This is a genomic window from Leptospira tipperaryensis (assembly GCF_001729245.1).
GTDB lineage: Bacteria > Spirochaetota > Leptospiria > Leptospirales > Leptospiraceae > Leptospira > Leptospira tipperaryensis.
The window spans coordinates 3,482,391-3,508,018 of the sequence record NZ_CP015217.1 but is presented as its reverse complement, the minus strand read 5'-3'; the positions used below and the strand labels follow the sequence as shown (position 1 = coordinate 3,508,018).

At 43.4% G+C, this 25,628-nt stretch carries 20 protein-coding genes; 6 read left to right on the top strand and 14 right to left on the bottom strand.

The window, feature by feature from the left end; genetic code table 11:
- Positions 1 to 3: 3 nt before the first annotated feature.
- On the bottom strand, positions 4 to 1,515 hold the full coding sequence (locus A0128_RS16530) for a hybrid sensor histidine kinase/response regulator (RefSeq protein ID WP_069608514.1): 1,512 nt from the start codon (positions 1,513 to 1,515) through the stop codon (positions 4 to 6).
- Between the two features lie 53 nt (positions 1,516 to 1,568).
- Positions 1,569 to 3,890, bottom strand: coding sequence for an ATP-binding protein (locus A0128_RS16525; RefSeq protein ID WP_069608513.1), 2,322 nt, complete (start codon positions 3,888 to 3,890; stop codon positions 1,569 to 1,571).
- A gap of 330 nt (positions 3,891 to 4,220) precedes the next feature.
- On the opposite strand from A0128_RS16525, the gene A0128_RS16520 reads away from it, so the two are divergent.
- A complete protein-coding gene (locus A0128_RS16520; RefSeq protein WP_245667254.1) occupies positions 4,221 to 5,027 on the top strand; it encodes an alpha/beta fold hydrolase in 807 nt (268 codons plus the stop codon).
- Here A0128_RS16520 and A0128_RS16515 read toward each other — a convergent pair.
- A complete protein-coding gene (locus tag A0128_RS16515; RefSeq protein WP_173662797.1) occupies positions 5,024 to 6,232 on the bottom strand; it encodes a DegT/DnrJ/EryC1/StrS family aminotransferase in 1,209 nt (402 codons plus the stop codon). The genes A0128_RS16520 and A0128_RS16515 overlap by 4 nt on opposite strands.
- A gap of 584 nt (positions 6,233 to 6,816) precedes the next feature.
- Between A0128_RS16515 and add the strand changes: the two genes are divergently transcribed.
- Positions 6,817 to 8,145, top strand: a complete 1,329-nt coding sequence (gene add, locus A0128_RS16505) for an adenosine deaminase (RefSeq protein WP_069608510.1) — start codon at positions 6,817 to 6,819, stop codon at positions 8,143 to 8,145.
- A 170-nt stretch (positions 8,146 to 8,315) separates the two neighbouring features.
- On the opposite strand, the gene A0128_RS16500 is transcribed toward add, so the two are convergent.
- From A0128_RS16500 to A0128_RS16485, 4 genes are all read right to left on the bottom strand, one after another.
- Complete coding sequence (locus tag A0128_RS16500) at positions 8,316 to 8,624, bottom strand: LA_3781 family PerA/PerB upregulated protein (protein ID WP_069608509.1); 309 nt, start codon at positions 8,622 to 8,624, stop codon at positions 8,316 to 8,318.
- A 9-nt stretch (positions 8,625 to 8,633) separates the two neighbouring features.
- Entirely contained in the window at positions 8,634 to 9,023 is a 390-nt protein-coding gene (locus A0128_RS16495) for a Bor/Iss family lipoprotein (protein ID WP_069608508.1), read from the bottom strand.
- Positions 9,007 to 9,351: an LIC_10463 family lipoprotein gene (locus A0128_RS16490; protein ID WP_245667167.1), complete on the bottom strand. Its 345-nt coding sequence runs from the start codon at positions 9,349 to 9,351 to the stop codon at positions 9,007 to 9,009. Before A0128_RS16490 ends, A0128_RS16495 begins: the two co-directional genes overlap by 17 nt.
- Positions 9,352 to 9,469: 118 nt before the next feature.
- Entirely contained in the window at positions 9,470 to 15,148 is a 5,679-nt protein-coding gene (locus A0128_RS16485) for a beta strand repeat-containing protein (protein WP_069608506.1), read from the bottom strand.
- 447 nt (positions 15,149 to 15,595) lie between these two features.
- On the opposite strand from A0128_RS16485, the gene ygiD reads away from it, so the two are divergent.
- A complete protein-coding gene (ygiD, locus tag A0128_RS16480; RefSeq protein ID WP_069608505.1) occupies positions 15,596 to 16,366 on the top strand; it encodes a 4,5-DOPA-extradiol-dioxygenase in 771 nt (256 codons plus the stop codon).
- Between the two features lie 2 nt (positions 16,367 to 16,368).
- Here ygiD and A0128_RS16475 read toward each other — a convergent pair whose 3' ends face one another.
- From A0128_RS16475 to A0128_RS16460, 4 genes are all read right to left on the bottom strand, one after another.
- Positions 16,369 to 17,880 (bottom strand): HTTM domain-containing protein, encoded by a 1,512-nt coding sequence (locus A0128_RS16475; protein WP_069608504.1) that lies wholly within the window; start codon positions 17,878 to 17,880, stop codon positions 16,369 to 16,371.
- Complete coding sequence (locus A0128_RS16470; RefSeq protein WP_069608503.1) at positions 17,837 to 18,820, bottom strand: DNA-processing protein DprA; 984 nt, start codon at positions 18,818 to 18,820, stop codon at positions 17,837 to 17,839. Before A0128_RS16470 ends, A0128_RS16475 begins: the two co-directional genes overlap by 44 nt.
- A complete protein-coding gene (locus tag A0128_RS16465; RefSeq protein ID WP_069608502.1) occupies positions 18,817 to 19,701 on the bottom strand; it encodes a tetratricopeptide repeat protein in 885 nt (294 codons plus the stop codon). Before A0128_RS16465 ends, A0128_RS16470 begins: the two co-directional genes overlap by 4 nt.
- 163 nt (positions 19,702 to 19,864) lie before the next feature.
- Entirely contained in the window at positions 19,865 to 20,212 is a 348-nt protein-coding gene (locus A0128_RS16460) for a DoxX family protein (RefSeq protein WP_069608501.1), read from the bottom strand.
- A gap of 131 nt (positions 20,213 to 20,343) precedes the next feature.
- On the opposite strand from A0128_RS16460, the gene A0128_RS16455 reads away from it, so the two are divergent.
- From A0128_RS16455 to A0128_RS16445, 3 genes are all read left to right on the top strand, one after another.
- Positions 20,344 to 20,790, top strand: a complete 447-nt coding sequence (locus A0128_RS16455) for a GNAT family N-acetyltransferase (RefSeq protein ID WP_069608500.1) — start codon at positions 20,344 to 20,346, stop codon at positions 20,788 to 20,790.
- Between the two features lie 232 nt (positions 20,791 to 21,022).
- On the top strand, positions 21,023 to 22,123 hold the full coding sequence (locus tag A0128_RS16450; RefSeq protein ID WP_069609357.1) for a hypothetical protein: 1,101 nt from the start codon (positions 21,023 to 21,025) through the stop codon (positions 22,121 to 22,123).
- A gap of 87 nt (positions 22,124 to 22,210) precedes the next feature.
- Positions 22,211 to 22,954: an LIC_13076 family protein gene (locus tag A0128_RS16445; RefSeq protein ID WP_069608499.1), complete on the top strand. Its 744-nt coding sequence runs from the start codon at positions 22,211 to 22,213 to the stop codon at positions 22,952 to 22,954.
- Between the two features lie 105 nt (positions 22,955 to 23,059).
- On the opposite strand, the gene ispF is transcribed toward A0128_RS16445, so the two are convergent.
- The 3 genes from ispF to A0128_RS16425 form a co-directional block, all read right to left on the bottom strand.
- Entirely contained in the window at positions 23,060 to 23,551 is a 492-nt protein-coding gene (gene ispF, locus A0128_RS16440) for a 2-C-methyl-D-erythritol 2,4-cyclodiphosphate synthase (protein WP_069608498.1), read from the bottom strand.
- 463 nt (positions 23,552 to 24,014) lie between these two features.
- A complete protein-coding gene (gene nadA, locus A0128_RS16430) occupies positions 24,015 to 24,989 on the bottom strand; it encodes a quinolinate synthase NadA (protein WP_069608496.1) in 975 nt (324 codons plus the stop codon).
- Positions 24,986 to 25,510: a hypothetical protein gene (locus tag A0128_RS16425; RefSeq protein ID WP_069608495.1), complete on the bottom strand. Its 525-nt coding sequence runs from the start codon at positions 25,508 to 25,510 to the stop codon at positions 24,986 to 24,988. The genes nadA and A0128_RS16425 overlap by 4 nt, the downstream gene beginning before the upstream one ends.
- Positions 25,511 to 25,628: the final 118 nt, after the last annotated feature.

The following is a 25,628-nucleotide window of genomic DNA, read 5'->3' as shown; positions in this document are numbered from 1 at the left end:
TTATTATACCTTGTCCGGGAAGACCAGACGAAATTCGGTTCCCGAGTTGGGTTCCGATTCGATTTCGATTCTGATTCCATATTGATCCGCGATTTCTTTTGCTACGAACATTCCTAAGCCGGTTCCTTTTCCGATTCCTTTTGTTGTAAAGTAAGGTTGATAAATTTTCTGAATCACTTCTTCGTTCATTCCGATTCCGTCATCTAAGATCGTAACGACCGGATGATGATTTCTGATATGTACTGAAATTGTAATATTTCCGCGATTGCCGGTGGCGTCCGCAGAATTCAACATGATATTAGACAATAATAATGAAAGTTGATCCTGATTTGATTCTACCAGAACTCGGGTAGGTTCCGGTCTAAAATGGATCTGACAGTTTTTTAAACGAGACGTTTTTTGGAATACGTCTATTACGCTTTCCACGGATTCGTTTAGATTGATCGGTTCCGAATGTTTTTTCAAACTCTCGCCCGGCTTACCGAGTTGAAGTAGGTTGTTGGTAAGAGTTTTTAATTTAATCAACTGTCCCCAGGTGATCTGGATCGCCTTTTGCCGAATTGTATCCGTAGAGTCGGGCAGTTTGGCGATTTCAATATGGCCCTGGATTGCGGTGAGAGAATTATTGATTTCGTGTCCAATACTGGAAGCGAGCGTAGAAAGAAAAGCTCTTCTTTCCGCATCGATCAATTTTTCCGAAATCAAAAGTTTATTCGTAATGTCCCTTGCAATTCCCGTATAATACGTCTGGCCTTCCACTTCGTAATAACAGACCGAGATGTCGTAGGTTCTTACTTCGCCGCTATTACTTTTGAGATCGGAATGGCTGATTCTCGCGATTTGTTTTTTGCCCTTTCGTTTTAAGAGCAATGCCACCTTTTCCATATAAAGGCTTTCTTTACCGGGTGGAATCAGGATGCTGATGTGTTTGCCTACAATCTCTTCTTCGCGATAACCGAATGCGTTTAACGCGGCTTGATTTAGGCTGGAGAATTTTAGGTCTTGATTGAGGGTGATCACACAATCGCTGGTCGCGTTAAGAATATTATAATTTTGTAAATAGAGATCTTTCGCCCGTTGAGCCAGCTTTGTGTTTTCGGTAGTGGACTGGATCAAAGATTCGGTATGTTTGTCTCTGGATTCCTTTTCAATTCTGGCTTTTTCCAAAACTTCCAAAATATTAGTTCTTCGGATGGGTTTGGAAATGTAATCGAAGGCGCGATTTCTTACGGCTTCTTCAGCGGTAGTGAGATCCGGATTTCCGGTCATTAGAATGACGGGAATGTTCTCGTTGATTTTTCGAATTTCTTTTGCGACTTCGATTCCGTTTTTTCCGTTCATTACGATATCGGAAATTACGACGTCTATGTCTTGGCTGCGAATAATATCGATTGCGGAGTCGTAGTCTTTTGCGAGAAATACGTGATAGCCTTCTCTGGAGATGACTCTTTCAAGAACCGTTCGGATTTCCGATTCGTCGTCTATAACGAGTACTGATGTATACTTAGATTCCATCGGACTTAGATTCTTACCTCTAAGGAGATCCTCAATTTACCAAAAAATCCTTTCTATATGGGAAGGCGAATCAAAACCCTAGTTCCGTTTTCGGGAGAGGATTCCAGCGATATGGTCCCATTGTGTTCGGAAATAATCCTTTGAGAAATAGCGAGCCCTAAGCCCGTTCCTTGTTTGCCTCTTCTCGTAGTAAAGAGGGGGAGGAAGGCTTTATCAAGAACTTCTTTACTCATCCCGGGCCCGTTATCCGAAATCATAAAGAGAATTCCGTCCCGATTCAAATGAAATTCTTTGCGCGCCGTAATCGTAATTTTCGGATTGGCGGGTTTATTTTCCATTTCGGAAATTGCATTGATCGCATTCACCAAACAATTGATCAGGACTTGCTCGATTTCTTGCCAAGCGACTCGAATTTTGGGAAGATCGGGACTCGCGATTCGTTTTAATTCGATTCCGTTTTTTTTGCAGGAGACTTCAATCAACTCACAGGCTCTAAGAAGAATGTAATAAGGAGAAATTAATTCTTTTTCTCTCGCGACGGTTCTTCCCAAATCCAAGAGAGACTTAATGAGGTCTCGAATTCGAATGCTCGCGGCTTCGATTCGTTTGTAGATCTTGAGTCGTTCCGCGGAATCGGATTCTTCCGCTTCGATGAGGTCTTCGAGATAAAGAAGGCTCGCTTGAAGAGGGTTGTTTACTTCGTGCGCGATCCCCGCGGCAAGTTCTCCGATGGAAGCAAAACGTGCGGTTTCATAGAGTTGTTTGTCTAAAAGTTTTGTTTGTGTCACATCGGAGAAGATGAGCATAACCGCCTCTCCGTCGTCTCTGTATTTTTTAAGAGGAAGAATTTTGATGGAAAAGAAATTCTCTTCTCCGGCGATGAATTGAATCGGAAGATCCAAGAAGACGGCCCTCTGAGAAGAAAGGCAACTTTCGATTCCTTTTTTGAGTTCGTCCGAAACGTTTTTGACAAAAAGAGAAAAGAAGTCCTCTCCAGGATTTACGTTTAAAATTTGGAAAAGAAGAAATTTAAGAATCGGCGCGACTTCCAAAATAATTCCATTCGGAGTCAAGATCACGATCCCGTTGTTCATCGCCGAGAAAAGATTTCGAAGTTTGATTTCGGAGGAACGAATGAGTTCTTCGTTTTTCTTTTGTTCCGAAATATCCAATAAAAGAAGAATGGTTCCGATCGAGTTACCGTATTCGTCTCGAATCCGAGAAGACGCAAGAAGCATAGGAGCTTCGATGTCCGGAAAAATTTTCATCTTGATTTCGGTTCTGAATTCTTCCTTGGAAAAACGATCGATGACCTCGGGACTCAGGTTTAAAAATTCTCCGATGTGGAGATCTATAAAATCTTCTTTATAAACTCCTAATATTCTTTCTAAACTTCTATTTCCGTAGGTGATATAACCTTCGTCGTCCGTGGAAATGAGAGGAACCTCGATCGAATTTAACAGTGCGCCTTGGAACTGAAGTTTTTTGGAGTTTTCGATCCGGGTTCTTTCTGTTTTAGCGTTTTGAAGAGAAGTATGAACGTCGGAAATGATTTCTTCGTAGAGAAAATTCTCGCCCGAATCGAAGGCCATTCCTTCCAAGGAAAGAATTTCAATTCCGCCTAAAAGTTTTTCTTTGTCCCGGATCCCGATCGCAAGACTTCTTCGAAACTTATGATCCGCAAAGATCGATTCCCATTCGGGATATTTACCGTTTCCGAATTCGTGGATGATAAAATTATCCTGAGAATCGATGAGGTTTCTCATCGGCAAGGGAGAATTGGAAGTGATAATCGAATGAATCTTTTGTTTGAGATCTTGATTGAGATCTTTTTGTCCGAGGACTTGAAGTTCCCCGTCTTTGAAAAAGAAAGCCCAAACTAAGAAGTAGTGGGGATTTTCCTTTAAGGTATCGCAGAGTTTTTGAAAGACGGAGCTTTCCGATGTCAGATAACGTAGGTTTTGTCTTAGAAGCCTGAGAGTTCTTAAGACACTTTGCATATAGTAGAGACGGAGTTCAGTCTGTTGAATTTCGGAACGATCGGTAAAGTAGAATATAAAAACGTCTTTGCCCAGAAAATTGGAAGTATTGACGGTAAAGTTGACTAACTTTCTTTCTCCGTTTTTATCCCGGAGTTGCCAGTAGACCTTGAGAGGTTCGTTTCTTTTGATCGTGAGGGTTTCGCGGGGTTGAGTGGGGCTCGGTAAGATAAAGTCCAAGGGTTTACCTTTGAGTTCTTCTACTGAATAATTTAAGAGCCTTTCCAGAGCCGGATTGAGATAGAGAATGGTTTCGGTCTCCGTATCCAAAGCGAGGATTCCTTCTCTCACAGGGTAAAAGAAAGAATGGAGAACGGAGAGTAAAGATTCAGGCATTCTGATTCCAGTTCAATAGGTGTGAGACCTTCGAGTTCGAACACAAAAGCTCAAAACACTTTTGTATCTTCCGAATCTAAATTGAATTTCGGTCGATTCTGATTCTTTGCAAGAACTAATTCCCGATTCCCGTCGACGGAAGGATTTACAACGGGGAAGAGAATGGAATTTTTGTTCTAAATGTCGTCCAAGTAATTCATTTGATAGGATAAGATTGAAATTATCGGATCAAATGGAGTCGAAGGACAATTCTAAAATTAAGAATCGGTTTTTATGAAATCATTATTTAGTTTCTTTCTCACTTATTACAATTGGAAAAAAAGAAAATACATGAAGGAGCTCCTCGGCTTTCAGGAGCTCGAAGTGGAGACCGGTGGGAACTCCGTTTGTTTTTTAGAAAAGAATCCCGAGAAAGAGAAAACGATTCTTTTGATTCACGGACTTTTGGATTCCGCGACGGGGTTACGAAGGCTCGCGCCGAAAATTCGACAAGACTATCGAATTCTCATTCCTGATATTCCAGGTTTTGGAAAGAGTAAACTACCCGATCTAAAGTATCTCTATCAAGTGGATGTATTCGGAGATCTGATCTACGAGGCGATTCGTAAGTTGGATCTCAAGAATTTGGTGTTAGGCGGTCATTCGATGGGGGCTTTGATCGCGATGCATATCGCGCTAAGAGACAGGGAGAAAAGAATTTCCAAATTAGTTTTGATCGCGCCCGGAGGGATTCCTCATCCGAAGAGGGATGAGATGAAAGAACTATTGTTTCCAAAGACGGAAGAAGATATGCTGAAACTCATAGAGGCTCTTTATTACGAAACCCCGGAGTTGCCCGGAAGAATCGCAAGAAGGGCGTTGATACAATCCTGGAACGAACTTCCGAATCAGTTTTTGACGATCAACACTTTGGAGAGGGAAGAGGAAATTTTCTTGGGAAAAAAATTAGGAGAGATCAAAATTCCGGCTTTGATCGTATCAGGAAAAGAAGATCCGATCACGGACGCATCTATGACTAAGAAACTCCATTCTTACTTAAAAAAGAGTAAACTCGTATTTATACCGGGCGCAAAACACGCGATCCACATGGAGAGGCCCGATGAACTTTCTTTGGAAATCAATCGGTATCTGGATTAGATACCGTTAAAGATTTCTTTGACCGCTTTGATGACGTCCTGAATGTCTTCTTCCTTCATTCCCGGGAAAAGGGGAAGGGAGAGAGATCTGGAATACATCGCGTTCGAATTTGGAAAGTGTTCTTTTTTATATTCGTAACGAGCGCTGTAGAAAGGATGTTCGAAAAGAGGAATGAAGTGAAGGCTCGAACCTATATTCCGTTTTTTTAATTCAGAAGCGAAGATATCCCTGTCGATTTTGGAGGATGCACGATCGACTTCCACTCGAAAGAGATGCCAGGAATGTTCCCCGTCGGGAGCGGAAAGCGGAAGATGAAGAAAGGGAAGATCAGCAAATTCTTTTTTATATAACTCCGCGATTTCGATTCTTTTTTTCCAGAGATCGTCCGCCTCGGAGAGTTGAACGATTCCCAGAGCCGCGGCGACGTCCGTCATGTTGTATTTGAAGCCGGGAGAAACCACTTCGTAATACCAACCCGGACGATCGTAGGTTTCGCGGTTGATTCCGTGAAGACGCATAAGTTTGATTCTTTCCGCAAAATGGGAATGATTGGTCGTAACCATTCCACCTTCTCCCGTTGTGATTCCCTTTGTCGCGTAAAAGCTGAAGACTGTAAAGTCTCCCAAGGTCCCGATCTTTCGTTCTTTGTGAACGGCGGGAAACGCGTGGGCCGCGTCTTCTATTACATAAAGATGATATTCTTTAGCGATCTCTAATATTCCTTCCATGTCGCAGATCACACCCGCGAGATGAACCGGAAGAATCGCTCTTACGGTTTTGCCCGTTTTTTTATGAAGGAGGGATCCGTTTTGATACGTGCATTCTCTTTCGATCGTCGCACGGAGAGTTTCGGGAGTCATGAGGTTGAAGATAGGATCTACGTCGGTGAGGATCGGCTCCGCGTCGAAGTAGCAGATTACTTCGGCGGTCGCAGTGAAAGTGACGGCCGGGCATATGGCTGCGTCTCCGCGGCTCATCCCGATGGCTTCGAGAGCGAGATGAAGACCGGCGGTCGCCGAGTTTAGAGCGAGTGCGTAGTCTGCGCCTGTGTAACGGGCAAATTCTTCCTCGAATTCTTTGACTTTGGGCCCGGAGGTAATCCAGCCGGAGCGAAGGACAGAGGACACTTCTTCGATCGCTCTTTCCGAGATGGAAGGAAGTGCGAAAGGAAGAAAACTTTTGCGAGCTGTGATCATATCGGACATAACCCCCGGTGCATTCTTAAACTTCGGCAGATTTTGATTTTTCCTGAGCTCGAAATTGGTTCGAGGTTCGGAAAAGTGCGGGAACTCCCGCGAATTTTTCGGCCACATCCTGCGCGATAAGGGCGAAGAGAAAAGATTCATCGAATCAAAGGGGAGTTCGCGCAGAAGATTCGCAGGACCGGGCCATTCCGGGCTCGCGGAGTCCCGCTCGGTCCTTGCGGACCAAGCCCTGCATGTCCCTTGCGGGTTGAGAAAGATCGGAGCGACGCTTTGGAGACGGAAGAAATGCGGGAACCCCCGCAGGTTTTTAGGAAAAGTCGATCGAAACTCAAAGATCTCGGTGAAAGTAGGAACTCCTATTTTTTCAACGGAAAAATCGGTTGTCGGCGGCCATCATTCTTGAACCGAAACAAGTGCGGGAACTCCCCGGAAATTTTCGAAGAACTCAAGAAGAGCCGAGAAAGATTTAAAAAAGTAGGAACTCCCTCTCCCAGCGATTCAATCTTGACGTAGGAAAAAATGCGGGAACTCCCCGTTCTCAATTCAGAATTGAAATCTTTTGGTAGGAAATATATTTTGCCTTAGTGGCTCTAACATTTGGAGAGATCTTAGAAAGAATCCGGATCATCGATCGAGATGTAACCGAACTCAATCGCCTCAAGTCCCGACTCCCCGCAGACCGCCCTTATTCTTCTTCTCTCCAGATCTCTTTTGACAAACAGATCAACGAACTCTTAAACGAACGCGTCGGACTTATGGAACTTGAGGTTCTGGATCCGCCTTCTTGGATTTTAGGAGTTCCTACAGTCGGGGTACCACAGGAAACTCCGGTTCCGATCAAGGGACTTTTTCCCTCCGGCGATCTTTCGAAGGAAAAGCCGGACGACCAGGACGTAATCAACTTCCTCCGCGAACTTCCAAAAACGGAAATCCATCTTCATCTCGAAGCCTGCGTGAACAAAGACACGATGAAACAACTCATGGCGAAGAATGGAATCAGCGTAACCGACGAAGAATTCGAAGCGAAGTTCAACTTCAAAGATCTCAACGGATTTATCCAAGTATTCTTCTTTATCCAATCGCTTGTCAAAGAACCCGCCGACTTTTCTTACTTTGTGGGAAGTCTCGCGGAATACATGCGGGCGAACAATATCGTCTATACCGAAGTATTCTTTGCCCCTTCTAAGTTCATCCAGAACGGACTCGACTTCGACGAGATGGTCGACTATCTCGTAAATAGAATTCGAGAAGAAAAAGAAACCGACGGAATCACCATACGTCTGTTAGTCGACGTCTCTCGATCCTTCGGACCTGAGAATGCGATGAACAATCTCAATCGAGTCCTCAAAATCAGACATCCGGAAGTGATCGGGATCGGACTCGGAGGCGCGGAGCTTATGGGGCCGGCCAGAGACTATCAGGGAGTTTTTCAAAAGGCAAGAGAAGCTGGACTTCGTGTTGTCGCTCACTCCGGAGAAGACGACGGACCGTGGGCGATCTGGGAAGCGGTGGAACTTCTCAAAGCCGAAAGAATCGGACACGGAACTTCCGCGATCCAAGATCCTGAACTCGTTCGTTATCTCAGGGAAAAACATATTCCGATCGAGATTTGTGTGACGTCTAACGTGTTCACCGGAAAATACGTAAGAAAAGAACAAAATCACCCGGTTCGCTATTACTACGATCAGGGACTTCCTCTCAGCATCAACACGGACGATCCTGAAATTTTCAACGTCAATCTTACCTACGAATATTTCAAACTCTGGAGATTTTTGGATTTTTCTTTGGACGAGATCGTGGATTTGATTCGTCAAGGAGTTTTTGCTTCCTTTCATCCGAACAAAGAAACTCTCTGGGCCGAAATGGAAAAGAAAATCAACGTCGTAAAAGCAAGATACGGTCTTAAAAAATAAGACCTTTCTAAATTCTCAATCTCACTATATTCTTCTTTTTTAATTTTCCAATTTAAGAATCGAATATAAGTTCTTTATCTTCGAACCGAATTCTTCTTTTCGAATCGTTTCTCATCCTGAAAGATCGAACCTATGCAGCCAAGAATCAATATCATCACTCTCGGAAATCGTTACTTCTGGCAAAAAACTTGGACGGTCCTTCTCGTATAAATTCCGCCGATCGTCCAATGAAGAATACTATCCATTAGATTTCTCTGAATAAAGATCTGAGGTTTTCCTTCCTTACAATGGACTTCCGGCGTTTTGAAATTTTCAATCATTCCTACCAGATAACCGCCTTGTGTATAAGTGATTTCCGGTTTCTCATGAGTCGGATTCATAATCGGAGTTTGATTCGGATAAATTTGCAAAGTAGTATTGTGACATCCAAGAGCAAAAAGTAAGAATGGGGCGATTAAAATTCTTTTGAAAACTTTCATGTTCAATCCTCAGTTATAACAAATCAAAACGAGAGTTCTCGGAGAATAAATTCCTATCGTCAATTGCTCATAGAGAGAATCAAAAAACGTAGAATATTGATGCGCCTCCTTGACTCCGTTAGAACAATAATGGGTCGCGTCGATCGGATAATTTTTAGGACTCAAACCCCAATAGTAATAAGCTTGAGGGATTACATACATCTGAGAAGGTTCCGCATTGAGTCTTTCTCTTTCTTCCAAAGCGTGTTTGCACTTTTTTTTATCAGCTTTTTCGGAAAGACATTCTTTCGGAGGATCCTGATTCAGACGAACCCGGACGTGCTGACAAAAGGATGATCCAAAGGATATCAAAAGAATTATGAAAATCTTAAGTAGAATACTTTTATTCGATATGGACATAACCGTTCCCAAAGATTCCGGCAAAAAGATTAAAACTTGATTCTTCAGTTTTAGAATTTCGAAAAACTGTCAGTCGATAACTTGCTTTTTCTAAAGATTTTATTTCTATTTTGCAGGAATACGTGTTTCCTGAATTTGTATTTGTACAGTCTGTCTCTGTGTCGAACGGGAAATTCACTCGAATCAAACGAATTCTTAATTCCGAATTTGTAGAATCGATCTGAAAGACTCCCTGTATGTTTTCTGTCTGCTTGAGAATGAAATCATAATACTTTTCATTCTCCTTCGTTTCTATTTTTCCGTGAGTAAATGCCTGAAAACGGACCATTCCGTTTTGTTCGTTCTTTAGGAAGGATAATCTTTCGGAATCGTCTCCTTTGCAAAATGAGAGCAAAGAAACAATAAGAATGAATGAGTATATTCTAATTTTAGAATGTTTTTTCATATCAATTGTTTTGTTGTCTGTAAACTCTCACGGGTTGGCTGTTTTTGCCCACGCTTATGTAGATATAATTTACCCCGGCGTCCGTTCCTGAAATGGAAGAGTAAATTTGACGGTTATTCGTATCGCCTAAACCGCTTGCTCCGATTTGTTCCCAATTCGAAGAGGAAGATCCCGGATTTTGAATATTGGTTCTCCAGATTTGAACGCCGCTCTCATTGTCAAAACCGATATAGAGATACGAACCGTTTCGGACCGCCATCGTTATGCTATGATTGGAAACGTTTCCGAAATTCGTAAAACCGGAACCGTCGTCTCCGATCAAGGACCAATCTCCCGCGTCACAATTGGAGTTGTTTGCTGTCAGAGTCGGATCACATTTCCAAAGTTGAGGTCTTCTGTTATTGTAATTGCCGTTTGTACAACCGGAGATCGTTTGAACCGAACCGCGTAATCCGGAATTGTCCTGAGGTGTAATACAAACCGTTCTCGTAACGTAAAGTTTTCCGTTAAATTCCGCAAATTGAGAGAAGGCCTTATCGGCTGGAATCAGATCGTAGTATTTCGTAAGTTCAAGAGAAAACCAATTGTTATTGGATCCGTTATGCCATTTGGAATCCGTTCTCGGAGCTACGTCCGCCCAATTGGAACAACTATCCAAGTCGTCGCAAGGGATCGGGTTGCCGTTTGTGGAACGTATAATACTTCCGTTATGTGAAGAATTCGGAAATCCTCCGTTCGCGGCGTAGATTCTTCCGTTAAAAACAAACAAGGAATCGATGCCGACGTAGTAAGCCCAGTTGATATGCGAATTGTTTCCTTCGGAAGAACCTCCTCCGAAATAAGGCATTCTATCGATTCTAAAACGATCCCCTCTCGTGCCGTCGTTCGCATTACAATTGTTTCCGATCGTACATCTGGACGTATCAGAAGAATTGAATGTGATTTTTCCGAAATCTGGCGAGTTTGTACTTTGATTTCTTTTTGCAAAACCGGAATAGATTCGATCGTTCATCACCGTGATGGAAGAGGTTCCGGCTGTTACGGTTCCTGTGATCGACCCCATATCGATGTATTTGAAATCGAGACCTGAATCCGTATCGGAAGAATAATACAAGTAGTTGAAATTTTCTGAGGATCTCGAACCCGCCATAAGGATATGTTCGATTCCGCCTAAAGATCCCGTTGAAAACACACCGCGCCCGTCTTCGTTATCCGGCCCGCAACCCGTGGTTTGATTTGCGTTGTTCGCGGAACATCCGGTGTGACCGATCGTAACATAAGGAGGAACTCCGATTCCCCCGTCTCTCGTCGAAGCTGAGTTAGACGAAACATTCGATCCTCCCGAAGAAGTTGTGTCCTTTGTAAAAGAAAAGGATACGGACTCGGGTAAAGTTCCGTCATAGTTAAAACGTACGGCTTGATTTCCGTTTGTATTGGGTCCTATATAGATTCTTCCATTATAACTGGTTAGATAACCGAAGGACGAATCATCCGCAAACGGGTTGCTCGCGATCGGACCATCCGTAAAATTTACGGGGGAACTTCCGCATCCGATAAAGCTGGTTCTGTCTTTTGGAGAAGATTGAAGATTCTCGGTATCGGAAGCGTCGCGAATCGCACCCCAGGAAGTATCGTCAAAGCCATCTCCGTCTAAATTGTTTGCGGCGATCACGGTATATTGACCTCCGCTCTGAGAAAGAGAATGCGTTAGACACACTTTGGAAGAATCGGCAGGCGCTCCTCCGCAAATGGTTCCATCTAAAAGTTTCGCACTGGTTACGTTGCCTAAAGAGGAAACTCCGGTAAATTTATATCGAAGCGCACACTGAGTTGAGTTCGAACACTCCGCCGACTTTGCGATGTCCGCACCGGAATAAACGGACTTGGAAAAGGAAAGAATCACTCTTCCAACCGTGTTACAAACGGCTCCTGAAATTTTTAGTTGTTCCTGACCGGAAAAATCGGCGTTGTTCGGGCAACCCAAAAGATTCGGAACAAAGGAAAGGTCGTGCACTCCGGTTTTATTGACGACAAGAGTGTATGTTTTTCCCGAGATTTGAGAACTGGAAAGGGCGATTGTAAAGGTATTGCCGCTCCCACTGATATTGCTCAGTGAAAAATCGCCCGTTTGTGAATTTGCACTAAAGTCCGAATTGTCAGAACAAGTTCCGGTCAACGAGGCACTGTTTACTACTTTGTAATTAGCAACGTTGAGCGCTTCGGTATTGTTTACATTTTCAGAATATACGATTCGAATCGTAGTTGGAGACAAAGATACTACCGAAGTGACCGTGGGAGGGGTCGTATCGATTGCATTTACCGTTAACGTCGTACTTCCGGAAACGGAACCGTAAGTCGCGGTGATTGTCGAACTTCCTCCGTTGATTCCAGTTGCGAGACCTTGAGATCCGATTGCGTTACTCACCGTTGCCAAAAGAGTATTGGAACTCGACCAAGTGGCCAGGGCGGTTAAATCCACTGCGCTCGCATCGGAATACGTTCCAACGGCAGTAAACTGTTTTGTAATCGTCGCGTTGATCGTAGGATTTGTGGGAGAGATTGCAATGGAAGATAACGTTGCGGAGGTGATCGTTAAATCCGTCGTAGCGGAAATGGAGCCGTAAACCGCAGAGATCGTATTGCTTCCCACTTGTAGAGCGTTGACCATTCCTTCCGTACCGATTGTGTTCGAAATACTCGCTGACAAAGGATTGGAGCCAGACCAAGAAACGGCAGTCGTGATATCCTGTGACGAGGCGTCCGAATAGATTCCAAGAGCATTGAATTGTTGACTCAATCCTTTTGCGAGGCTCAAATGAATGGGACTAATTTGAATGGAAACCAAAGCCGCCGGATTGACTGTAAAACTTACCGTATTGCTATTCCAAGAATTATAAACCGCGTAGATATCGGAAGAACCGGTAGAAAGAGCGGTTGCAAGTCCGATACTTCCGGAAGCATTGCTGATCGGAGCTACGCTCGGACTGGACGAATACCAAGTCGCTAACTGCGTAAGATCCTGACTCGTACTATCCGTATAGATTCCAGTAGCGGTAAATTGTTGAGTAAGACCTTTTGCCTTAGAAGGAGAAGGCGGGCTGACCACGAGGCTCACTAGTTCCGCCGGGGTCACGCTTATAACGGTCACATTACTCTGAAGCGAATTGTATGTTGCAAATATATTAGAATTGCCTAATTCATTTGTCGTAGCCAAACCTTCCGAACCGGAAGCGTTGCTGATCAACACCTTGGAAGGATCGGATGAATACCAGGTTGCGAGCGAGGTCAAACTCTGGGTGGAATTGTCCGAATAAATTCCCGTCGCCGCAAATTGTTTTGTTAAACCCTTTGCGACGGAAGGATTGGTCGGAGTGACTTGTATGGAAATCAAAACCGCGGAAGAAACGGTTAAGTTCGAAGAACCCGAAATGGATCCTAACGTCGCCGTAATCAAAACGTTTCCAATGTTAAGAGTAGAAGTCAGGCCTTCGCTTCCCGCGGAATTGCTTACTTGAGCCTTTGAGACATTGGAAGAAGACCAAGTGACCGAGTTCGTTATATTTTGAGTCGTGTTATCCGTGTAGGTTCCGACCGCATCGAATTGTTGTGAAAATCCTTTGGCGACGGACGGATTGATCGGCGTCACGGAAATAGAAACCAATTCTGCCGGAGTCACAATAAAGGAAATCGATGGACTGGAAATTGAACCCAGTGCGGCGGAGATATCGCTGGAGCCCGGAACAAGAGCGTCTGTAAAACCTTTGTTTCCCGAGACGTTTGAAATTTGGGCGATGACTGTATCGGAAGAATACCAAGTCACTTGTTCCGTGATGTCTTGAGTCGAATTGTCAGTGAACACACCGGTCGCTGTAAAATTCTGAGTCAATCCCTTGGCTCTCGTGGCGGAAGAAGGAGTGATTCCGATGGAAATCAGTTCCGCCGCTGTTACGGATAACGTAACTCCTGAACTCGTGATGTTTCCAAAGGTTGCTTGAATGGATGTAGTGCCGATTTCGTTTCCATAAGCCAGCCCTTCGCTACCGCTCGCATTCGAGATAGAAGCAATTACCGAATTGGAAGAAGACCAAGTAACGGAAGATGTAATGTCCAAATTGGAAGAATCCGAATAGATTCCGGTGGCAGTAAAGATTCTTGTCAAACCCTTTGCCAAAGAAGGATTGGAAGGAGTTACTTGAATGGAAGTAAGAATCACCGAAGTGACGTTGAAGGTCGTGCTGCCATGAAGACTTCCCGATGTGGCGGTGATAACCGTGCTGCCGATCGAGAACGTTTGTGCAAAACCGTTGGAACCGACTACGTTGGAAATACTGACGATAGGGGAAGAAGAAGTCCATGTAACGGAATTCGTAATATCCTGAGTTGAACCGTCCGTATAAGTCCCCGTCGCAAAGAATTGTTCCGTAAGACCTTTCGCTTTGGAGGAAAGGATCGGAGTCACAGCGATGGAAACGAGTTCCGCTTGTGTAACCGTGAAATCCGTAAACCCGTCGATTCCTCCTATGGAAGCCGTGATCGTTACCGTTCCCGGATTGAGAGATGAACCCAAACCGTGAGAGCCGGAAGCGTTTGAAATCGTAAGAATGTTCGTATCGGTCGAAGTCCAACTGACTTGATCTGTAATATCCAAACTCGTGTTATCGGAAAGAATTCCGGTCGCGGTAAAAGAAGTCTGAAGACCTTTCGCGCCGGAAGAATTTACCGGACTAATGGAGATGGAGACGAGAGAGGCTGATGTTACGGTTAACGTAGATGAGCCGATCTTAGATCCCGATGTGGCAAAGACCGTGGTGGAACCGACGTCCATCGTCTGAGACAAACCGTCGTTTTGAATCGTAGCAATGGAAGTGTCTAAAACCGTCCAAGTAACCGAGTTCGTCAGATCTTGAGTAGAATTATCCGAATAAATCCCCGTAGCAATGAATTGTTGATTCGCACCTAAGGGAATACTCGGATTGGAAGGAGTTACTTGAATCGAAGAAAGAGTGACGCCGTTTGCCGTTAGTAATAAAAATCCTTGTTTGGAACCGAAGGAAGCTCGAACGCTGACCGTGCCGGAAGCTTGCGCCGTCGCGAGACCGGAAGCGTTAACCGAAATCAAAGAGATGTTGCTGGAAGACCAGGTTGTCAGAGGATCGTTTGTGAGATCTTGATTGGAGCCGTCCGAGAAAATACCGGTTGCGGAGAACTGTCTACTGGAACCGACGGCTAACGTGCCTGAATCCAAACTCGTAACTTGAATCGAATTCAAAAGCGCCGGGGTAACCGTAATCTCCAATCTTGAAGTAAAACCTTGGTAATCTGCTTCTAAAGTGGAGGATCCAATGGAAAGTCCTCTCACAGAATTTCCTTCGATTGCTGCGACCGAAGCGGAAGAGGAAAAAATCGTAGCGGAACTCGTGATATCCCGATTGGTTCCGTTGTCAAAAATGGCGGTCACGTGAAGTTGCGAGCTTGTACCTTTTGCGATAGAAGAATCTTGTGAAGTAAGTTCGATACGAGTGACTGCGGATTCCGAACTACCGGATGGAAGAAAGAACAAAGGAGCGCCGCCGCTTTTTTTCCCAACCGCTAAACCCAAGGTTCCGGTTAGAAGAGGCCAAGCCATACAACTTTGTAAAAATAAAAATAGGGGAATGAGGACTAAAACTTTTCTCTTCATCAATCTGGCTTGTTATGAGTTTCGACGTTTCGATCTAAAGAATTCTGGCAACATGTTTACTTTTTTACTAATTAAGGATTATTCCGATTCTTAGGAATGGTTATGAGTTTGTTTTTCGAAAATGAAGTACATAAAATTACTCTAAATTGCCATAACCTCTCAATACTCGAACGATCATGACTTGCTTATGAATCCGTTTTCGATCTATGTCACTCAAGTAGATCGAAAGATTACGGCCAACAAAGACGCCTTACCAACAATATTCTAAAAATATAATATATTATAGAATGGATCGTAATCGACGGCCGTGATACAACATCGGATTTGAAAAAGGAAGCATTAGGGCTCTTGAAAATAATTTCCAAATTTAGATAAGCGGATCTTGGATTTTTAGAAATTCATCAAAACTGTGTTTCTTTTTGGAGCGGGTTGTGTCTAAATAACAGTATGAATCCAGTTCTATTCTTAGGTCACGGATCCCCCATGAATCTCGTCATTCCATCGGAATTCACTCGTAGTTTGGAAGCATTCGGTTCAAACCTCGAAGGAGTGAAGAATATTCTCGTTGTTTCCGCGCATTGGAAAACGAGAGGGACTTATGTGACAATCTCCGATCCTCCCGAACAAATTTACGATTTCTATGGATTTCCGGACGCGTTGTATGCAATCCAATATCGTCCGAAAGGAGATTCCGCGTTGGCGGATCGAGTGAAGGAACTCGTCAAATCCGTATCGGTTCAAACCACGTCGGAGTGGGGAATCGATCACGGAAGCTGGGGAGTCCTTTATTTTCTTTTTCAAAAAGCAAATCTGCCCGTGGTGCAATTGAGCATCGACGCAAACGCGAGCCCCGAACAACAATACGAGATCGGACAAGAGTTAAGACAACTCAGAGAAGAGGGAACGTTGATCATAGGAAGCGGGAACATCGTTCACAATTTGGGAAAGGCCGACTTTCACAACATGAACGCGACTCCGGCGGACTGGGCGATCGAGTTTGACGAGTTCGTTCGACAAGCTCTGGAATCCAGAAACGATAAAGCGATTTTGGAATTTCAGAAAAAGGGAGATATCGCAAAACTTGCGGCTCCCTCTACGGAACATTTGGAGCCGATCTTTTATGTTTTAGGCGCGATGAAGCCGGAAGAAAAGATAAAGTTCATTCATCACAGTTTTCAAAATCGATCGGTTTCGATGCGGTCCTTCGTGGGCGTATAACGTTAGTCTTCATCGCCGGAAAGAACCCATTCTTTGTTTACGAGAGAGTTCGAAACTTTCATGAGGTCTCTTTCCGGATCGATCAGAATCTGACTCTTTCTTCCGTTTAAAGAAACCATCACGTCCGCATAGACGGAAACTTCCTGACCCGTTCTCGCCTTTTCATTTTCGCCGACCCAGTGCGCGAATTGAAGAATCAAATCCGGCTGATAACTCATCATAATTCTCTGGATCTCGTTGAGATGAGATTCGGGAAGTACGACCGTGGTTTCTCCGGTTTGTTGATTGACGACTCGAAAAGAAGCGATCCCGTTTTTTTGAACGAGCATGATCTGCCAAGAGAATCGAAATCCCTGTTCGGTCCAGAGATGATAACCCGGATATAAAAAATGTCTGAGAGGTAAAAGGATTTGGAGAAGAATATAGAAAACCCAGAAATAACGGAACGAACGATCGGACAAAACAAAACCGAATTTTTTTCTCAAACTCCTTCCTTTTGAAAAAAGAAAATTCTCCGATTGCAAAGATTTCTTTTCTAAAAAGCGCAAAAAGGATTCGATAAAAGCAAAAACCGATTTTCTAAAATGGATCGGGAAGCGGGTCCATAAGAAAAGAAGAATATTCTCGCGATTGGGAAGCATACTCCTGGATTTGAGAAAACGAAACAGATCCACGGGCCAAGTAGGAGAAAAGAAAAGCGTAGCGTTTAAGATCATCACCCAAGGAAACATTCCGATCGGAAACAATTTCCAAGTTAAAAAATGAAATATAAGAACTAAAGAATATCCGAATGCTCTTGTCTTCCGGTTTAAGAGTAAGAATGGAACGGTAAGATCGAAGACCAAACCGACGTAGCTAAAAAGATAGCCGGTCGCGGGCATGGAAAGGGTCGAACCGAAAATAGGAATGTCGGAGTTCCGTAAGAGCCAGATACGAACCGGCTGCGCGTCGACGAGCCAATCCGGAACGAGTTTTCCGATTCCCCCGAAAAAATAGACAACCCCGATTTGAAAACGCAAAAGATATAAATTCCAGGCCGGAATCGGTTCGATCTCTTGAATCGCTCTGTTTTTGAATATTCTAAAAATATGAAATACGTTGAGAGCCCTGTCCGCCGGGATCCAGATCAATAAAAAGAGAATGAGGCAGATGAGATAGTAGTGATTGAGATAAACCGCGACTTCCAGAAGGTTGATATAACTGAAGATGATAAAAAAACAGAGAATCGAAATTCTATAAAAGACACCCAGCGCGATGAAAATGGAGAAAAAAAGAAGAGAAACAAAGAGGGGATATAAAATCCAAGCGGGAAAAACTCCGACCCACGAAAGTCCGTAGAATTTAAAGTGAAAGGCCGGGTCTAAAAAATATTTAGAGATCCATCCGTTTGCAAAATAACGAAATGCTAATATAAAAAGTAAAAAACCGAAGACGATTCTATAAAGTCCGAGAGACCAGGCGGGAACGGGATCAAAGGCCCGGGAGTAAAGATTGGGAATTTGTTTTTTTCGCATAATAACCGGATCCGATATGTTTCCACTCGCCAGAAAAACGTTTCTTTGAAAGTTCTGCAAGCATTCCTGGGATCGCCGATTGAGAATCGGGCAAAAGCTCGTTTGAATGAAAGACTTCTTCCATTCCCAAAGAGATGGTTCTTAAATCCAAAACGTCAGCTCCTTCTCGAATTAAAAGTTCCCCGCCTTGATTTCGAGTTTGGCTCGGATGCGAAAAGATAAAGATCTGCCGATCCTGTTCGAGGGCGTTGTGTGCAGAAGAAATGGCTCCTGACTTTTCAGGAGCTTCTAAGATAAAAACCGAAGAACAAATTCCGGTGATGATTCGATTTCGTTTTGGAAAAGAATATTTTAATGGGACATGACCCGGAGGATATTCCGTAAGAATCAAGGCGCGATCCGATTCTTTCATACTCCGATACAATTTCTTATTTTCGATCGGATATTCAGTTTCGGGTCCGGTTCCCATTACGCCGATCACGGACAAACCTTCGTCGAGAGCGGAGCGCATTGCGATCGCGTCGATTCCCTTTGCGAGGCCGGAAACGATTCCAAAAAATCCCTGAGTCTTTAGAAACGAAGGAAGGAGCGTTACTGTGAAGGAGGAAATGGGGGAAGGTTCTCTGGTTCCGACGACGGCGGCAAAATTCTCACGGAGAATTTTTTGATTTCCTTTTGTAAAAAGAATCAGAGGCGGATCAAAGATTTCTTTTAAGAGCGGCGGATATTCGTCGTCGAAGATGGAAAGGATAGAGAACTTCAACTCTTGAAGTTCTTTCGAAATTCTTTCCGAAAAAAGTTCTGAGTTCCGCAAAATGGATTCCGGAAGAGAGGAACGTAGATTGACTTGAGCTTCTTCCCAAGAATTCCATTTTTTGAATATTCTTGTACGAATGCAAAATTGCGAGACCTTGGGATCTGCGAGGACGAGGAGATTCATTCTTCTTTCGGAGAATTTTCGGAGATTTTTTTTAAGTTTTGAAGGACGTTCTGATAAGAATCGTTTTTATTCAGACCTTCCCGAACCAAACCCGCGTCGTTCAATTCTTCGATTGTCTTTTTGATTTTCAGATATTCTTCTTTTGCGTCATCCGTCTTTCCGAGTCTGTATAAAAAGTTAGCCTTTGCAAAACGTGCGGGAACGTTTCTAAATTCTTTTTTTAGAATATCGTCCAAAATTCTTAACGCCTTGTCCTGATCGTGAAAACCCGCTGACACACCTTCCCAAGAAGAATCGGGCATGGAAGAATCGAAATAGATCAGAGCCAATTGAAATGGAAATCGAGAATCTCTCGGATCTTGGATCGCGAGGTGAGTAAAAAGATCGATCGCGATCTGTCTTCTCGCGGTTTCCCAACCCCTGTCTTTGGAAGCGTTTGCGTATGCGAGCGCGGTTTCGAATAACAGCTGTTGGTCGATCGGTTTGAGAAGAAGAGCCTTTTCAAAAAAAGGAATCGCCGGTTCGAAAAAATGAAGTTCGGCTCCTACGATTTCGACTTTCTTCCCTTCGTTATTTTCTTTGAGCGCGCGGTTATAGTATTTCACTCCCATATCGTAGTCGCCGATTTTCATATAACCTTGTGCGATCTTCCAACTCAAGGCGCCGGCGGATCTGGTCTTTTGAACCATCGCAGAGATTTTCTTTTCCAGTTCGATGATCTCGGCTTCGTTGAGGGCGAGTCTTTCTTTCCAGGCTTCCAGATCTTCCACGCTAGGAGGTCGATCTCCCCGATTTTGAAATCCAAAGTTTTTGGACCTTTCGCAGGAAACAAAAAAGAAAAGGGTAAAAACGATGAGAACGCGTAGAATGTTTTGTGACATGAAACTTCCTCGAAACGGGTGAGTTCTTCCTTTAACTATCGGCTAACGGAAAAAATCTCATCTCCCTAAATGTTACGGTTCTCGGATGGAAAAGAGGAAGGATGTTTTTGAGGAGAAAAATGAAAAAAGCGGAGTTAAACCCCGCTTTTTTCAAAAAAAGAACTCAGTCTTTCGTGGAACCTGCGATCAAAAGAGCCGCGCCGAGCAAAGAAAGGTCTTTGAGAAGGGAAACGGTGGACATTTGATTTCCCGCAGCCGCGCCCGGAAGATGAACCAAAACGATAAAGATTCCGAGAAGAACCGCAAGAAGGATCGTCGCGAGATGAGTTTTGATTCCCGTAATGATGGAAACTGCAGCCGCGATCAGAGCCAAGCCGATGAGATAAACCCAGATTACCGGAAAGGGAATGTAGGACGGAACCATCCCGGACATCGCCGGAGCGGAAAGGAAGTGGAACAATCCGAAAATCGCAAAGGGAACCGCATATACGATTTTACCTATTTTTTTCATACTAACTCCTTGATTCTTAAGATTCCTAAGAAGAATTCAATCTTCTCGAATATTATAGGTGCTGAATCTTGATTGAACATTGGACTCCTGCAATCAGAATTTGACAGTAAAATCAAAATGGTTTCAATCTTTTGGATATAAAAAAACTCGATAAATCCGATTTAAGCTGGCTGCTCTTGCTGGAAAACGCCTGTTTCGGATCGCAAGCCTGGACCGAAGAAATGATTCTTTCTCATTTTGCAGAATCGGAAGGAATCGGGGTAAAGGATCTGGGTTACTTGCTCTATAAACTCGCCGGAGATGAAATCGAGATTTATCGAGTCGCGGTTCATCCTGCTCATCGAAGAAAAGGTAAGGCGAAACTCATATTAGAATTTTTGCTCAACGCCGAAAGAGAAAAAACTTTTTTCCTCGAGGTCAGTTCGCACAACGTTTCCGCGATCGGTCTCTATAACGTCTGCGGATTCCAAAGAATTCATATAAGAAAACACTACTATAACGACGGTTCGGACGCGCTCATTTTTAAAAAAGCTCCCTCGGATGATCTGGATAATTTCAGTTTCGACGTTCCGAGTTAAATGGAGCGAGAGAAAGGACTTCGGTTTGACGTTTCTGTTAAGCGACGAAGTCCTTTCCTACAAAAATAGAAATCCTACTCGAATGGGGGAGGTTCTTGGCTTCATTGTGGTCCTCTAAGTCCCTTTCCGGAGCACAAAGTCATTTTTTTATAAACTTTCTTTCCCCGTTTTTGAAATTTGGATGCAAGATCCGATTTCTTGGGTTACACTCTTTTTATTGGAAAGTTATAAAATGAAAAGAATCTTATGTAATCTATTTGTGATTTTGATTTGTGGTCTTTCTACAAATTGTTTTTTAAATCCACTTTCTCAGTTTGTCACCGAGTCGATTTTTCCTACCAAAGAAAACTGTCCGGATTGTACCGAGCAACAGTTAATCGGATTAGCCGCGGTGATTAAACCGAACGCCAATGGAATCAAGGCGTTTGCATTCGATCTATCGTCTTCTTTTTCTAATTATTGTGGTGCGGGAATCTGCGCCGGAGGAATCACGGAAGCGCAATCGAATTCCACCGTTACCGTTGCGGTTCCGAACGGAGCGGTCGTAAGCGCGCTGAAAGCTACGTTTTCGATTCCTGAAAACTCCAAGCTGGAAGTGGGGGGAACACTTCAGGTTTCCGGAATTACGGTTCAGGATTTTACAAACCCAGTTGTTTATTCGTTCACCGATGAAAACGGATTAAAAAAAGATTATACTGTTACGGTAGTCTTGGCTGCGAACGGCGATCGAGTGAATGGGGCGGTAGTTATCTTTTCTTCCGGGTTGGATAATTATTGGACGAAATGTTCTTACGGTCAAGTCTACAGACCTGGTTTCAATGACTGTCAAGGAAAAGGAAGCACAGCTGATGACTACGGAGCGATAACCGATACTCTCGCTTATTGTTCTACTGCGGATGCAAGTTGTGACGACGGTCTATTCTTAACTTCCGGGCCTTTGATGACTGCATGTCAAAGTATGCAAAAGGATCTGCCCGCAATGCAATCGTTGCCTGGAGCTTATTCTGCGATTGCTCCCCCTCCGGCAGATCTTTATAGCGGCCCTAACGGGTCTTTGATGGCGGGTTGCCCGGGATTTAAAACGGTGAATCCTTGTTTTGCGGGAGGCGCCGGTGGAATTGTCTGTTTGCCAGGATTTGCCGGAATTGCAATTGATACGACTTTATTTTCGGAAACTTTTTCCGGGGATTATTGGACAACAACTTCTTGTACTTCTTCCACCGCGGCAAAAATTTCAATGCTCGGACCAGGGCTTGCGAATGCATCAGTGAAGAATATTGTGAGTTCGGGGGCTAAGAAAGCTCTTCGGTGTGTTCGGAGGAATTTGAGTTAAAATACATTAAATTTATTGAATGTATTTTTCTGAATTCATTGCAATCCAATCAAAAACTTGAAAAACCATAATCGTTAAAAAGGGCCTATGAAAATTAAATTCTACGTTGTATTTCCATTCTATATCATCCTTCTTCTTTCTTATTGTAAGATCGATCAGAGATTGAGCGAGGATAAAAATCATAGAACGGTTTTGGCTTCTGCGGATTCGACTTGTAAGGTTGCTTCCGTTGAACCTCTTTATTCTTTTTTGTTCGGTTTGGCTCCGGTGTTTCGTAAAGCAGAACCCAGCGTTCCCGCAGGTCAGACTTTGAGAATCACGGAAGTCACAAACTGGAAAGACTACGCGGTCACTCTCGTCGGAGGTTGGGCGATCACTCTCGTGAGAAGAACTCGGACGATAGAATTTTGTGAAGAGAATTTATTTGCGAACAGTTGGAATCCGGAAAAACAATCGGTAGATCAGACGCTTTATCAATTGGCGGCTTCCGGAAAAGTAATAGTTCATTTGAAGACGGGCGATTCCTTGTCACAGGTTAAAATTCTAGGCTTTGATGAAAGTTCTATTGAATTGGAAGCCGTGATTCCCGACCCGAACGGCGGTTTTACGGATCGAGCGATTTTGAGAGACGGTTCGAGTGTCGACGGAAAACAAATCGGACAGGACGACAAAGAAGTCGTGATGGAGAATCTGGAAGGTAAAAAAATTACCATTCAAAAAGCAAATCTGCACAAGGTCGATATGCGGGTTCCAAAAACGATCAAGGAAAAGAAAAATCTTCTAAAGTCGGATATTTCTAAAATTGCGTTCGAAGACACTCTGAAAAAGTAAAAGTTCCGCACGAGGAAAGTCCGAACATAAGAATCGTTTTGTATATTCGTTTTTTTTGAATCAAAAAACGATTCGTTTACGATCAAGGTTAGAGAAGAATCCGAATCAAATCTTAGAATTCTTACCCAAAAGAATCGTACAGAAGGTTCCGATTCCTTCCTGTCTTCCCAAAGCTCCCATCTTTTCGGTTGTGGTGGCCTTTACGGAAACACAATCTGCAGGAAGAGATAATAGGCTACTTAAGGATTTTGTAATTCTTTCTTTGAGAGGGGCGATCTTTGGTCTTTCTCCGATCACGGTGCAATCCACGTTGATGAGTTCGAAATTTCTTTCTTTCATGAGTTCCAAACATTTGGAAAGAATGAGCTTGCTGTCCATATTCTTTAGTTTCGGATCCGTGTCCGGAAAATACTGGCCGATATCGCCGAGGGCCAATGCTCCCAAGATCGCGTCGGAAATCGCGTGGAGAATGATATCGGCGTCCGAATGCCCCACAAGAGCAAATTCGGATTCACATTCGATTCCTCCCAGAACGAGAGCTCGCTCCGGATTGATTTCCAGTTTGTGAAAATCGATTCCATTTCCAATTCGATACATTGTTATATTCCTAAATAATAATATTCTTTATCGATGTAGATTTTTTTCTTTTTCAGAATTGCTGTTTTTTTGAAACGCAAGTCTTTTTCGCTGCTCTCAACATTTGTTCCGACAAACAAATCCCCGGAAGAATTGTAGAGGATAGATGGAAACCGTTGATCTTAGAAAGTGTGAGTTCCTACTTTTCAAAATTCTTACGAAGTTACATTTCTTTTCGAGAATAAAGTATGAGTTCCTACATTTCAAAATTTTCACGAAGTTGCATATCTTTTCGAGAATAAAGTGTGAGTTCCTACATTTCAAAATTTTTACGAAGTTGCATGTCCTTTCGAGAATAAAGTATGAGTTCCTACATTTCAAAATTCTCACGAAGTTGCAAATCTTTTCGAGAATAAAGTAGGAGTTCCTACTTTTCAAAATTCTCACGAAAGCCGCATATCTCTTCGAAAAAAAATAGGAGTTCCTACTTCTTAAAAGAAAGATCCAACATTCTTTGAACGGACATTCTTCCTTTCTCGATGACTTCCGGATCCAGATGAATTTCGAACTGATCGTAGAGGAGCGCGTCTCTGATTTTTTCCAGAGTGATTCTTTTCATGTGAGGGCAGACCTGACAAGTGGAGACAAAGTGTCTGTCCGGAAATTCCGAACGAAGATTGTCCCCCATGGAACATTCCGTAATTAGAAAAATGTTCTTAGCTTCGGATTTACGAATGAATTCACTCATCTGAGAAGTGGAACCGGAATAATCGGAATGATCCACGACTTCAGTTTTACATTCCGGATGGGAGATGACCGTAACACCGGGGAATTGTCTTCTCGTAAGTTCGATATCATCCGCGGAATACATCTCGTGAACCATACAACTTCCGGGATGCGTGATGATTTTTTTCTTCGTAAGATTCTGAACGTTCGCAGCCAAATATTGGTCCGGCAAAAAAATGACCGTATCACTCTCCAGAGATTCGACCACTTGTAACGCGTTTGCCGAAGTGCAACAGATATCGGTCTCCGCTTTTACGTCCGCTGTGCAGTTTACATAAGTGACCACCGGGACTCCCGGATATTTTTTCTTAAGATCGATTACATCCTGTCTCGTAATACTTTCTGCAAGAGAACATCCCGCTTTCAAATCCGCGATCAGGACTTTCTTTTGCGGGGACATAAGTTTCGCCGTCTCCGCCATGAAGTGGACGCCGTTAAAAAGAATGATATCGGCGGAAGTGTCGGCCGCCACCTTACTTAGATAGAGAGAATCGCCCGTGATATCGGAAACTCCATGAAAAACATCCGGAGTCATGTAATTATGTCCGAGAAGAACCGCGTTCTTTTCTTTTTTTAATTTCTGAATTTCTTGGATCAGAGGAAGTTTTTCTTCCACTTCATGATCCATATAAGTGCTCTTGAGTGCTTTGGTGATTTCTTCGAGGGTTTTCATAAGTATGGCCAATAGGTTGTCGTTGTAGAAATTCCTTTTAACTTTGGATAGGCGGGATCGGCCCCCGTGTTACAATTAGACTGGCATTGTCTCCAAAGATTCCCGCTATTTGAGGAACCGGAGCGCTTTGCATCTTCAAAATTTTTCTCCGTATCGAAGGAACAAGATCCGTTCGAGGAAACGTAGTTTAGATAGAATGTAGAATTGCACTTACTCCAGCAGCGGAGAAGTTCTCCTAAGGTATCTCTGTTTTGCGAACCGGCCGGTTGGATTCCATTTTGAAAGCGATCTAATTCAGGAGAGGAACATTTTTCGTTGATTACAACCGGAGTTTTGAGACAAAGGTTCCCTTGAGTATAGTAATCGACGCAGGATGGATCGGAACCGGAAGCAAGGAGCCAACTTATAAGTTGTTGGTCTCTTGAATCGGATTCTTTCTTCGATGCAAAACATCCGGTCATTAAAAAGATACAAAGTAGAATGAAAATGGATTGTTTGTGCATAGCAAAATCCGGTCCCATTCAATTTCTATTGAGAGAAGTCTTGCTACAATCAAAAAAACAAGATAAGAAATCGGTCCTGATTCAAATTGCAAGCCTGTGTTTTAAAATATATTGACACGATTTATTTCGAGTTTTA